Origin of the sequence: Porphyromonas cangingivalis (assembly GCF_900638305.1) — a bacterium.
GTDB lineage: Bacteria > Bacteroidota > Bacteroidia > Bacteroidales > Porphyromonadaceae > Porphyromonas_A > Porphyromonas_A cangingivalis.
The window spans coordinates 1,185,199-1,198,182 of sequence record NZ_LR134506.1; the positions used below are offsets into that span (position 1 = coordinate 1,185,199).

The 12,984-nt window shown below is 48.7% G+C and carries 12 protein-coding genes; 4 read left to right on the plus strand and 8 right to left on the minus strand.

The window, feature by feature from the left end; genetic code table 11:
- Positions 1–20 precede the first annotated feature (20 nt).
- From typA to EL262_RS04965, 5 genes are all read right to left on the minus strand, one after another.
- Complete coding sequence (typA, locus tag EL262_RS04945) at positions 21–1,817, minus strand: translational GTPase TypA (protein ID WP_036844223.1); 1,797 nt, start codon at positions 1,815–1,817, stop codon at positions 21–23.
- 251 nt (positions 1,818–2,068) lie between these two features.
- On the minus strand, positions 2,069–3,817 hold the full coding sequence (locus EL262_RS04950; protein WP_078735951.1) for a phospho-sugar mutase: 1,749 nt from the start codon (positions 3,815–3,817) through the stop codon (positions 2,069–2,071).
- A 92-nt stretch (positions 3,818–3,909) separates the two neighbouring features.
- On the minus strand, positions 3,910–4,851 hold the full coding sequence (gene mnmL, locus EL262_RS04955) for a tRNA modification radical SAM protein MnmL/YtqA (protein ID WP_036854079.1): 942 nt from the start codon (positions 4,849–4,851) through the stop codon (positions 3,910–3,912).
- Between the two features lie 380 nt (positions 4,852–5,231).
- Complete coding sequence (locus EL262_RS04960; RefSeq protein WP_025839300.1) at positions 5,232–5,780, minus strand: HD domain-containing protein; 549 nt, start codon at positions 5,778–5,780, stop codon at positions 5,232–5,234.
- A 39-nt stretch (positions 5,781–5,819) separates the two neighbouring features.
- Positions 5,820–6,632 (minus strand): DUF3108 domain-containing protein, encoded by an 813-nt coding sequence (locus EL262_RS04965; protein WP_078735950.1) that lies wholly within the window; start codon positions 6,630–6,632, stop codon positions 5,820–5,822.
- A 424-nt stretch (positions 6,633–7,056) separates the two neighbouring features.
- Here EL262_RS04965 and EL262_RS04970 point away from each other — a divergent pair, with 424 nt between their 5' ends.
- The gene (locus EL262_RS04970) at positions 7,057–8,706 is read left to right on the plus strand and encodes a C69 family dipeptidase (protein ID WP_025839296.1); all 1,650 of its coding nucleotides are present in this window, start codon (positions 7,057–7,059) and stop codon (positions 8,704–8,706) included.
- A 93-nt stretch (positions 8,707–8,799) separates the two neighbouring features.
- Here the strand turns inward: EL262_RS04970 and EL262_RS04975 are convergent, their stop codons facing one another.
- The 3 genes from EL262_RS04975 to EL262_RS04985 all read right to left on the minus strand — a co-directional run bounded on the left by EL262_RS04975 (position 8,800) and on the right by EL262_RS04985 (position 10,429).
- Positions 8,800–9,189 (minus strand): BACON domain-containing protein, encoded by a 390-nt coding sequence (locus tag EL262_RS04975; protein ID WP_025839294.1) that lies wholly within the window; start codon positions 9,187–9,189, stop codon positions 8,800–8,802.
- Positions 9,190–9,537: 348 nt separating this feature from the next.
- Positions 9,538–9,843, minus strand: a complete 306-nt coding sequence (locus tag EL262_RS04980) for a winged helix-turn-helix domain-containing protein (RefSeq protein ID WP_025839291.1) — start codon at positions 9,841–9,843, stop codon at positions 9,538–9,540.
- Positions 9,844–9,850: 7 nt separating this feature from the next.
- A complete protein-coding gene (locus tag EL262_RS04985; RefSeq protein ID WP_036854076.1) occupies positions 9,851–10,429 on the minus strand; it encodes a hypothetical protein in 579 nt (192 codons plus the stop codon).
- Between the two features lie 581 nt (positions 10,430–11,010).
- Here EL262_RS04985 and EL262_RS04990 point away from each other — a divergent pair.
- The 3 genes from EL262_RS04990 to EL262_RS05000 are packed head-to-tail and all read left to right on the plus strand — an operon-like array spanning position 11,011 to position 12,956.
- Entirely contained in the window at positions 11,011–11,844 is an 834-nt protein-coding gene (locus EL262_RS04990; protein WP_025839286.1) for an ATP-binding cassette domain-containing protein, read from the plus strand.
- A gap of 36 nt (positions 11,845–11,880) precedes the next feature.
- Positions 11,881–12,609 carry a hypothetical protein gene (locus EL262_RS04995; RefSeq protein WP_025839284.1) on the plus strand — a complete coding sequence of 243 codons (729 nt, stop codon included), beginning with the start codon at positions 11,881–11,883 and terminating at the stop codon, positions 12,607–12,609.
- Positions 12,606–12,956, plus strand: a complete 351-nt coding sequence (locus EL262_RS05000) for a GntR family transcriptional regulator (RefSeq protein WP_025839282.1) — start codon at positions 12,606–12,608, stop codon at positions 12,954–12,956. Before EL262_RS04995 ends, EL262_RS05000 begins: the two co-directional genes overlap by 4 nt.
- The last annotated feature ends 28 nt before the right edge of the window (positions 12,957–12,984 follow it).

Consider the following 12,984-nt stretch of genomic DNA (forward strand, 5'->3'; position numbering starts at 1 on the left):
TCTTTTTATTTTTAAGAGCCTTATCTACCTGCCCTCTTGCGTTCGATCTCGCTGAGAAGGATCTTACGCATACGCATACTCTTGGGAGTCACTTCGAGATACTCATCCCCTTTGATATACTCAAGAGCATCTTCAAGAGAAAAGATGATCGGTGGTGCGAGAGCGACCTTATCGTCGCTACCCGAAGCACGCATATTGGTCAACTTCTTACTCTTGCAGACATTGACGGTAAGGTCCCCCTCCTTGCTGTGTTCACCGATGACCTGACCTTCGTAGACATCCTCCTGTGGAGAGATGAAGAACTTCCCACGACTCTGGAGGTTATTGAGAGCATAAGCGTATGCAGTGCCGGTCTCAAGGGCAATGAGCGAACCATTGTTACGGCTTTCCATATCCCCCTTCCAAGGCTGATACTCCAAGAATCGGTGCGCCACGATAGCCTCCCCTGCCGAAGAGGTCAAAGCAGCATTGTTGAGTCCGATGATACCCCTTGATGGGATCGTAAACTTAAGGAAAATACGGTCATTCTTGCTCTCCATCATCGTCATCTCTCCCTTTCGACGAGTGACGATGTCGATGATCTTGCTGGAATATTCTTCAGGGACATTGACCGTGAGCTCTTCTACGGGTTCGCAGATCCGGCCGTCAATCTCCTTGCGTATGACCTGTGGCTGCCCCACCTGAAGCTCATAACCCTCACGACGCATGGTCTCGATCAAGACAGAGAGATGAAGCACTCCACGCCCATAGACGAGCCAGGCATCGGCAGAGTCGGTGGGCTCGACACGGAGCGCAAGGTTTTTGTCCAACTCCTTCATCAATCGATCATAGATGTGTCGGGAGGTGACGAACTTCCCTTCCTTGCCATAGAATGGCGAATTATTGATCGTGAAGAGCATACTCATCGTAGGTTCATCGATACTGATGCTTGGGAGAGCCTCGGGATTGTTGATATCACTGATGGTATCACCGATCTCGAAGCCATCCAAACCGATGACGGCACAGATATCTCCGCTGGAGACACTCTCCACTTTTTTGCGGCCAAGTCCTTCGAATATATTTAACTCTTTGATGCGACACTTCTGCTGTCCTCCCTCACGCTTCATGAGGACGACGTCCATATTCTCACGAATGGTTCCTCTATGGACACGGCCGATGGCGATACGCCCCACATAAGACGAGTAGTCAAGTGATGTGATGAGCATCTGTGGCTCACCCTCGATCATCTCCGGCTCGGGGATGTACTCAATAATCGCATCGAGAAGGGGGGTAATGTCTGCCGTGGGCTTCTGCCAGTCGTCGGACATCCAACCCTCCTTGGCAGAGCCGAAGAACGTAGGGAAATCCAACTGTTCTTCGGTAGCTTCGAGGTTGAACATCAGATCAAACACCATCTCCTGCACCTCCTCCGGACGACAGTTCGGCTTATCGACCTTGTTCACGACGACGATGGGCTTGAGGCCCATGTCGATCGCCTTACCGAGGACAAAACGCGTCTGAGGCATAGGCCCTTCGAAAGCATCGACAAGGAGGAGACAGCCGTCTGCCATATTGAGCACACGCTCCACCTCGCCACCGAAGTCAGCGTGCCCCGGAGTATCTATAATGTTGATTTTATAGTCTTTGTATTGGATAGAGACATTCTTCGAAAGGATGGTGATACCTCTTTCCCTTTCGAGGTCGTTACTGTCAAGGACTTGCTCCGGCACCTCCTTTTCGTCACGAAAAAGTTTGCCGGCCTGAAGCATACGATCGACCAAGGATGTCTTCCCGTGGTCTACGTGCGCTATGATCGCGATATTTCTAATCTTCTGCATCTATTATTCTGTTGAATGATTTATTGGGGTACAAATTTACACAATTCTTGCGGAAACGCCTACCGCATCATCACCCAACAAAGAGTAAAAGGACAACCCTACCCCGCCCCTCTTCAAGGCGACAATTACCCACATGAGAGGGCTGAGCAGGAGTCAATACGGCAAGAAAAAAGCAAAAAGGCTGCGCCAAAAATATTTTGACACAGCCCTCTTTAGGATCATGGGAGTTATTTTCCCGATGTCGAAAAAAATCAAAGTCCGAGCTCTTGACAGATCTGACCGATCTTCTCTTCACACTTCTTACGAGCACTCTCCAAGTCAGCAGGCGATGCCACAGGAGCTTGTGCCTGGATGTAGAACTTGATCTTGGGCTCTGTTCCCGAAGGACGGATAGAGAGCTTTGTGCCGTCGTTTGCCTTGTACTGGAGGACATTGCTTGTGGTAGGCATATCGAGGGTGAAGACCTCACCCTTGTCGATCCACTGCCCCTTGAGGTTCGAATAGTCGAGGATCTCAGTGATGATCGAGCCTGCAAGGGCCTTTGGTGGATTGTGGCGGAAGTTCTTCATCATCGCCTCGATCTCCTCAGCTCCACTCTTGCCCGGACGGACGACAGAGATACCCTTTTCGAGAGAGTAGCCGTAGTCACAATAGATCTTGTCGAGCAACTGATAGATGCTCAAGCCCTTGTCCTTTGCCCATGCAGCGATCTCCGCAAGGATGACACACGCAGAGACGGAACTCTTGTCGCGGATGAAGTCTTCCCACAAGTAGCCATAACTCTCTTCACCTCCACCGAGGTATTCCTTCTTACCCTCGTTCTTACGGATGACATCAGCGATCCACTTGAAGCCGGTGTAGCAGTCATAGAGTTCGACATTGTTGCGTTCGGCGATGTTGCGGATAAGATCCGTGGTGACGATGGTCTTTACAAGATACTGATTGCCATCGAGCTTACCCTCCTCACGTCTCTTCTCTATAGCATAGTACGCATAGAGGAGACAAGTCTGATTACCATTGACGAGGATCCACTCACCGTTATTGTCCTTGACTGCAGCACCGATACGGTCGCCATCAGGGTCACTCGCCATGACAAGCTCTGCATCGACCTCCTTGGCACGCTCTATCGCCATCTTGAGAGCCGCAGGCTCTTCAGGATTAGGAGACTCCACGGTAGGGAAGTTGCCACTGATGACATCTTGCTCGGGGACATTATATATATTGGTGAAGCCCGCAGCCTTGAGCGCAGGAGGGACGATCTTAACCCCTGTACCGTGGATGGGTGTGTAGACGATCTTGATGTCGTGGTGCCTCTTGACAGAATCGGGAGAAAGCATGGATCCTACGACGGCGTCGATAAACTTCTTGTCCATCTCTGCCCCAAGAAGAGTAATCATCTCCTTAGGACCGTCAAACTTAATGTCTGAGACAGATCTGATCTGATTGACTTCGGATATGACATTCCGGTCGTGTGGAGCGATCATCTGTGCCCCATCGCTCCAATAGGCCTTGTAGCCGTTGTATATCTTGGGGTTGTGAGAAGCAGTGATCATGATACCGCTCTGACACCCGAGTTCACGGATGGCATAAGAGATTTCGGGGGTCGGTCTTAGATCTTCGAACAAGAAGACCTTGATCCCATTGGCAGCAAAGATCCCTGCTGCGATCTCGGCAAACTTACGACTGTTGTTGCGACAGTCGTGTCCGATGACGACCTTGAGGTCAGCCTCTCTGCCACACTCCTTGATGATGTAGTTTGAGAGCCCTTGTGTGGCAGCTCCGACGGTGTACTTGTTCATGCGATTTGTACCCGCACCCATGATACCTCTGAGCCCTCCTGTACCGAACTCCAAGTCCTTGTAGAACGCCTCGATAAGAGGGGTCTTGTCGTCGCTCTCCATCATGGTGCGCACCTCTGCCTGTGTCTCTTGATCATACTCACTGCCAAGCCATAGTTCGGCCTTGGCCATGACGGTCTTCAATAGTTCTTCTTGTGACATAACGATATTGTTTCTATATGATAATTACCTAAATAAATAGATGTGGATAAGAAATCAATCCTTCTTCGCAAATGTACCCATTTTTTATGATATTAACCATTGAACGCCATCCCTTGTTTGATATTGTTTGCTTCGAGATGTCGGATGATCTTGTGCGTAAAGACATGGTTCTTGAGGTTCCACTTGGGAGCGATCAACAGGTCGGCGGGCGAAGACGACACAAAGCGATCGATGTAAATATCCGGTCTCAGATGTGCGACGAGATCACCGACGATGTCGAGATACTCTTCGGGGCTGAGGAGTGGGATGCTCGACGGATCTTGAAGAAATGTCCGGCCGAGGATCGTCCCCTTGAGTATCTGGAGCTGATGGAGCTTGAGGGACGTGATGGGTAACTGCGACAATGCCTTGATGTGCCCGACAAAATCCTCTCGACTTTCGCCCGGCAGGCCGATGATGAGATGCGCCCCCACGGGCAATCCACGTCGGGCGGTCTCTTCGATCGCCCTTACACTGGTGGCATAGTCATGCCCCCTATTGATGGCATCAAGTGTCCTGTCTGATGTAGACTCCACTCCATACTCGATATAGACGAAGGTCTGCTTCGAGAGCTCCTCGAAGTAGTCCAACAGTGCCGAGGGCATACAGTCCGGACGGGTACCGATGATGATCCCCACTGTGTCTTGCACACCGAGTGCCTCCTCGTATCTGTCGATCATGGACGATATATCATCGCCATACGTGTTGGTATAAGACTGGAAGTAAGCGAGATATTTCATCTCAGGATACTTGTGGGAGAAAAATCTGATCCCATCCTGCATCTGCTGTGTGATCGATCCGAACTTCGCTGTATAGTCGGGAGTGAAAGACTTGTTATTGCAATACGCACAGCCTCCTCGTCCCGAAGCTCCGTCCCGGTTGGGACACGTGAACCCCGCATTGATCGATATCTTCTGTACCTTGAAGGGGAATATACTCCGGAAGTACTCTGAGAAGTCTCTGTATGGTTTGGTCGTGATACTATGTTGACTCATTGGTTGTTGTTCCATGAAAATGGGATATGTAATGGAGGAAGTCCAAGTTACTACAAAAAAAACTAAAAAAGCCTGCATCTCCTCACCCTTTCAGACAATACACCCCTCATGTACATACGTAGCGAAAAGAGACTGAAGGCTCCCTCTAAAAAGCAAGCAGGCCCGACACTACGTGACAGACCTACAAAAGAAAAAGGCTGTCTCACGACAACCTTCAATCTAATATTAACCTAAAATCTAATACTATGAAAAACACGATGCAAAGGTAGTGATATTTTTCGGATTGTCAATACCCCCACATTGCAAATCTGCTCATTTCACAAGATTTTTATAAATCATTAACCGAGAAACAAAGATTTCTCGTATTCATTTAGCAGATTTTAATCATTTTCATTCAGGAACAAAGTGCACCAAGCATCGAAGCGAAGTACATCATCCTGACCATAGCTTGCCAATCCCTTGCGGATCTTGTCGAGAGACTTCTCTTTCATCTGACCGGATTTGGAGAAGAATTTATCCGCGAAGCACACGATTTGTTCCTCAAGACTCACAGGCATCATCTCCCTGTGAGGGAGTTCCCAACCATTGGCAAGGATCATCTCCAAGGTGATACCCGTACCCGTATGTCGCTCGCAGACCAACGCATGTCTATGGAGCCCCATGCTCCTGAGACGCTCCGCCCCTATGTACCCGTGGAGGATATAAGGAGCACTGCCATGGCAGTCTATCGCCGGAGCATGACAGGCATTGATACCTATATCATGGAGCATGGCCGACTCGTAGACAAAGCGACGATTGACCCTCCACTCGGGATGAGCATCCACGATATGGAGTGCTTTCTGCGCCACCTTCTCACTATGCTCGACCAATATCCGATAAGCTTCGCTCTCAGGGTCATAATACTTGCGGATCACCTCTATGGGATCCACACCATGTACGATCAGATCATCACTCTGCATAACGATACCTTATTGTCTCGTCATCGACGTAAGGATGCACTCGGCATAGCCGACCTTGAGCTTGGTACGTATCTTGACCGGTACGAGATAGTCGTCATCTGTCACCCAAAGTTCGGCCGACTGGTTCTTTTTCGAAAAAGCCTCATCCTCTATATTCAGGAAGAAGCGTATCACCTCCTTGTCCTGCCCATCGGGCATACGATGTACATCCCGTCCGGCATAGACGATCTCACAAGGGACGAGATCCTTACCCACGGGGATCACGAAGGCAGCCTTGTAGTTGAGACGCACCTTGGAGCGATCTACTCCACGCACGACATTGAATGCCGACTGCATGTCTGCCACCACCCTCTCCGAGTTGACATGAAGAGTGGTGTCGATGAGGAGTTCGGTCGACGACAGACGCCTCATCCTCATACGGGTCTTGTCAGCATCGTACTTGTACGTGATCTCATCGACCGAATAGTAGCCGCCATCGTCGGTACGCTTCTCAGCCCTCAGAGGGAGCTTCTTGTAATCATACAGCACCTCGAGAGTGTCCCTCATCGGGAAGACGGTCTCGAAGATACCCGAGGTCTTGAACCTCACCTGCTGGAACCACTGTTTTTGGCTGGACACCGTGCTCGTCTTGATCACGGCATGCCCTGCTGTTCCCTTGATGATACCCCAACGGAAGTAGACGACATAGTGAAGTTGTTCCGGCCCTTTGAAGGTCGCAGATCTCTGAAAATACTCTGCCCTATCTCCCTGCCCCGATGAAACACCGAAAGCCGAAAGACAAGTGAACAATAAAAATAACAGGAAGAAATATCTTGATTTCATCAGGATTGACGTTTAATGAATAATGACCCTCACCACCATCGCCACTAACGGCAGAAACGAAGGAGAGTCCTATGATGATGCAATACAAAGATATTATAAATTTTGAATTAACCACCGACGGATGGTTTCAAAACCTCCCCACAACTCTATATCACAGGGGTAGTCTGAACACTTTTGCACATGCAAAAATCCCCTCAATGCTCCCCATCCACACACCCCCTCGACAGAGTGCATTCTGTGTCGGGACAGAACACATTCTGTCAGGGCACAAAAAACGTTCTGCTCTCCTCCGGACACTGACGAAAGATAATAGCCCCTATGTGGACAAGTTTTATTATATTAGCAAATCTTTCGCCCGAAGGGTCGAAGATGCTTGTCGATACATGTATATCACATTATTACATTAATATATCTAACTATCAGGATGAAAAGATTATTTCTATCAGCCTTCCTACTTGTCATGGGACTTAGCTTCTCGCAAGATGCTAAGGCGTGTACTGACCTTATCGTAGGGCGCAAGGCTTCGACCGATGGATCGGTCATCGTGAGTTATGCTGCAGACAGCCACACTCTATATGGTGCGCTGTACCACTGGCCGGCAGCTGTATGGCAACAAGGAGCGATGCTCAAGGTCTATGAGTGGGACACCGGTGTCTATGGTGGTGACATCGCACAGGTCGGACGCACCTACAATGTCGTCGGTAACATGAACGAAAAACAGGTAGCCATCACCGAAAGTACATTCGGAGGCCGAGAAGACCTCCACGGCACCGAGGGTATCATGGACTACGGCAGCCTTATCTATATCGCACTCCAACGCTCTGCCACAGCACGCGAAGCGATCAAGGTCATGACCGGGCTCGTGGACAAGTACGGATACAAGAGCACAGGTGAGTCTTTCACCATCGCTGACAAGAACGAAGTGTGGGTGATGGAGATGATCGGTAAAGGTAAGGGCGAGAAGGGTGCAGTATGGGTAGCCATCCGCATACCCGATGACTGTATCTCTGCACACGCCAACCAAGCACGTATCCAACAGATCCCATTCAACGATAAGGAGAACTGTATGTACTCCAAGGATGTCGTCGAGTTTGCTCGTAAGAAGGGCTTCTACAAAGGCAAGGATAAGGACTTCAGCTTCCAGCAAGTATATGCACCTTATGACTTCGGTGCCCTCCGCGGTTGTGAAGCGAGAGTATGGTCGTTCTTCAACCGTTTTGCTGACGGCATGGACAAGTACCTCCCACTCATCACCGGTCACAATCCTCAAAATGATCCAATGCCTCTCTATGTGAAGCCCAACCGTAAGCTCTCCGTAGCAGATGTACGTGACATGATGCGTGACCACTACGAAGGTACCGCCCTCGACATGACTCAGGACATCGGCGCAGGCCCTTACGCTTGCCCTTATCGTTGGAGACCGATGACCTTCAAGGTCGATGGACAAGAGTATGTCAACGAGCGTGCCATCGCGACCCAGCAGTCGGGCTTCGTACTCGTGGCTCAGCTCCGCAACTACCTCCCGGACTATGTGGGTGGTGTCCTTTGGTTTGCAGTCGATGATGCCGACATGGCAGTCTTCACACCTATGTATGGCTCTATCACAAGAGTGCCCGAATGCTACAGCGAACAAAATGGTGACCTCCTTACGTTCTCTTGGACATCTGCGTTCTGGATGCACAACTGGGTGGCAAACATGGCGTACAACAAGTACAGCTACATGATCAAGGATATCCGCAAGGTACAGGGCGAACTTGAGTCTAAGTTCATGACCATGCAGCCGATGATCGAGCAGTATGCAATGGAGCTTGGCAAGAAGGACGAAAAGGCAGCGATCGACTTCCTCACCAACTACTCTTGCTCCGAAGCCGAAATGTCTACCGCTCGCTGGAAAGAGCTTGGTACTTACCTGCTCGTGAAGTACATCGATGGTAACATCAAGAAGGAAAAGGACGGCAAGTTCGAACGCTCAGAGGTGGGCATGCCTGTCTCTCCTAAGCAACCGGGCTACGACGAACAATACTACAGACGCATCGCTGAGCAGACCGGTGATCGTCTCAAGGTGAAGAAGTAATCTCTCCTTGCCCACAAAAAAAGGGTCACACATCAAGCCTCAGTGCTGATGTGTGACCCTTCTTTTTTTATACTCTGTGGACGGAGTTTCTCCTTACTTCTTTGCCTCGAACTTCACCAAGAGTTTGAGTGTACCACCCTTGCCGGTGACTGTGATCTCTTTGGACTGATCGACAGTGAGGTCGGCATCGACCTTGAGAGTCAACTTGACCGTAGCATTCTTCTCGCCCGAGTAAGGCGTGATGGTGAACCACCCTGCATCGGCAATCGGTGTACCCAACGTCGGGGTGATCCCTTCGCCTGTGATTTCCCAAGGCGTGTTGCTACTTACCGTAAAGGTAGAAGTACGAGTTGCCTTGGTCAGCACGATCTCTTCCTTGTCCAAGATGATGTACTTGACCTCTTCTTGCTCTTTGCACCCGATGACAAGCACAAATGCCAATACCGTCGCCACAAGTGTCGCAAATAGACCCTTAATCTTCATTCCAGTATACAATTAGTTGTTAAACAGTTATTTATTTCCTTTTCTTATACCATATATCGCTCTTCCGAGAGCTAAGGCCAAAAGGGCGTTAGATTCTTTGAGAACAATTTATCCAAATCCATCCGCTCCTGCAAAGTTACAATATAAAAATGCTCAAAAACACCTTTCCTTGCATAAAGATGATACCCCTATCCTACTTTCCGTCTTGAAGTAGTACAGAATACCATCTCTCGCTCCCATCCCCTCCCCGGCAGGCACAAATGAAGCCCTCCGTGACCACACCATCGGTAGTCCCGGAGGGCACACCTCTGCCACATGTATCAGGTATGTGAGCGCAGATGGGTAGAGTCACCCGAGCCCTGCGGCAGGGAAATACTGCTTGAGGGCTTCGAAGTGCACCTTGAAGGCTTGGCGTCCAAGCTCGGTGATCTTGCAGGTCGTGCGAGTACGTTTACCGACAAAACCCTTCTCCACCTCTATGTATCCGGCAGTGGAGAGCTTGTCGATCTGGACACTGAGGTTGCCCCCCGTCGCCGAAGTCTTCTCCTTGAGATAAAGGAAGTCGGCCTCTTCGTCCTGCATCAAGATAGACATGATGGAGAGTCTCAGTTCGGAAAGCAAGAGGGGATCCAGTGGTGGAAGTTGAGGAGACATAGTTCGTTTATTTTGAGGATTGACGTCTCTTGGACATAAAATAATATCCGGGGATGATATTGATGAGGAAGATCACGATACTGAAGTAAAGTGTCTGATCGGCGATACTAAGATGGTGAGAAAAATATGCTCCGTAAGCATAAGTGACGACCAGTCCGAGCATCGAAGTGGCTTTCAAAACCTTCACGCCGAGAGCAAAGCCGGCGATGGCTTGGGCAATGCTCAAAAGGAGCATGATGATGAAAAGCGGAGGAGTGACCAAGAAGCTGACCAAGATGACATTCGTCCCGATGACTGTCCATGCAGTATCGATGATCTTGTCGATCTTATTGAGTCCGCCTTCAACCTTGCGTGAGGTCATGACAGTGAGCAGGATCCCTATGATGGGCAGAGCCAACCAGCCAAAGAAAGCATTGACCCCATATTCAGGGATGAGCAAATAGACCGCCACACCCACGATAAGGGTGAGCCAGCCCCATATCAGGTATGGGAGGTAAAACTTTCGCTCGATACGACGCTCACTCTGCCGGATCATTCGTGTGATGACTTCCAAACTTTCACTCGGTGTCAAATCTCTTGTATTCATAACTTTAACTTTTTAGAATGGATGATTGTATTGATTTTGGTTCCGAAACTCACCACAAAGATAGATTAGTTTATTTTATAAACCAAATTAAATCACAAAATAAATTTCACTTGATCGCTCCCTCTCGTATTGATACAATAGATGTCACAAGAGCTCCTGCACCATACGAAGTCAAAGAAGCAAGAAAAAAAGTCGTTAGATTCGATCTCTCAAGTTTAACGACTTTCGTCATCGAGTCTAACGACCTTTTGTCGACCTTTCATGGACTTTTTTGTCCGAAGCATATGCACAGTGTAGGGAGACACCAACACCAGCCATCCATCGTATCGAGACATAACGCTCAGTACAAGGAGAGAATCCTCCTTACCCAAACATTGGAGCCCGAAGCCCTTTACTTCCGTAATATATAGACACATATAGATGACAGTCAGAAGTGTGTGCAAAAAGAAAAATCAAGCTTTTGAGTAAAAATTTTTCATCAAACTCTTGGAGAATAAAACTAAACCAATTAGATTTGCAGTGTACTACTGAAGTAGAACACAGGATCACAAACAAAATTATTCACTAAAAATAATACTAAGATGATAGAAGTTAATAACCTGAGATTTCGTTATCCGATGAAGTTTAAGTTGTTCAACGATGTCTCATTTAACATCGGTAGCGGTAAGATTGTGGGATTGCTCGGAAAGAATGGCGAGGGTAAGACAACCTTGCTCAAACTCCTTGGCGGTCAACTCCTGAGACTTGATGGAAAGATGAATGTATTCGGCGAAGACCCGGGAAAACGTAGCGTACACTTTCTCTCGAATGTATTTTACCTTCCTGAGGTGTTTCACATCCCAAAAGGCGTGACGATAAGAAGCTATTTCAATGCGCTCAAAGGCTTCTATCCTAACTTCTCTGAGAAAATCGCAGCCGAAGCGATGCATGACTTCGAGATCGACTACGACATGAAGTTGAACAAGATATCACAGGGGCAGCAGAAGAAGGCATTCATCACCTTTGCCTTGGCAGTAAGGGCACAGGTGCTCCTCATGGACGAGCCTACCAACGGACTTGACATCCCATCGAAGAGCGCATTCAGACGTCTCCTCGCAAAGCATACGAGTGACGATCAGACAATCATCATCAGCACTCATCAGGTACGTGACCTGGAGCAGATCATCGACCACATCATGGTGATGCACATCAACAAAATCATTCTCAATGATAGCCTCGCGAACTTGTCCGAGTGCTTCACATTCAGGACAGTGGGCAAGGATGAGACGGCTCTCTATCAGGAGATGACACCGGCAGGGATGTTCGGGATCTTCAAGAAAGATCAGGACGATGACAGTACCTTCTCGACCGAACTCTTCTTCAATGCTCTCATCAGCGACAGAGAGAAGATTCTCAAGCTCATCCCACAACAGTAACTCTACTACTTCTTCACACTTTTACAACTATATCTTATGGAAAAGACAAACAATATATTCTCCCTCAAGCGAGTATTCAATCTCATCAAGATGGAGCTTACCATCACATGGAAAGAGATGTTGCTATTCTGTGCCGTCGGTATTGTCGCCGTCCTTGCTATGGTGGCACTGACTACTCAAGGGATAATCTTTGCGACCGGCACAAAGTCATCAGAGAGCCAAGTGATGTTAGGGTTTCAACCGGTAGCCTTCTTCATTTTTGCCTTTTACTACCTGCTGAAGATGGGCAAAAGATTACACAAGTCGGATACGATCGCCTACTGCTCGATACCTGCGAGCACGCTCGATCGTTTTGTCTCTCTTCTGGGGGTCATGGCGATCTACTTCCTCCTATCCTGCTTGACAGTACAGATAGCATACATCGGCGAAGGGATCATGAACCCCTCGGTATTCCAAAGCACAATGCAACCCAAGTTCCTGCAAAACTACTTCAATATCGGAGGCTTCTTGGTCGTCAACCCACTCTTCCCCATAGTCTTTATCAAGACCGGCTCTCCACTGATCCTTATCAGTGTGATATTCTGGGGCATGATCAGATTTAAACACCTGTTCTACGGCATATTCACAGCATTTGCCTTGACACTGACACTGGGATACTTCATGAACCTCGAAGTAGGTGTCGGCTACATCATCAGTCTGCTCATCACGGGCGTTGCAATCGTGGCATCGTACATCGCTCTACAAAAATTACAACAACGCTCATGAGAGAACAATCCATATTCGTACAGATCTCGGAGACAATAAAGGATCGAATACTCTCCGGTGAGTACACAGCTGACGAGCGTATCCCATCGGTCCGGGACATCGCCGTGGACATGGAAGTAAACCCCAACACAGTTATGAAAGCATTTGAACTCCTCCAGCGTGACGACCTCATATACAACAAACGTGGGATGGGCTACTTCGTTGCTCCCGAAGCGATCGAAGCCATCAAGGTCAGTCGCAGGGCAAGACTCAGAGACAACCTCCTACCCTCTCTGTTCAGGGAAATGGAACTCCTCGGCATAGATATTGCCGAAATCATCGAAGCCTACAACAAGAGGCCGAAGTAAGTCATTCATACACATACTAAACACACAC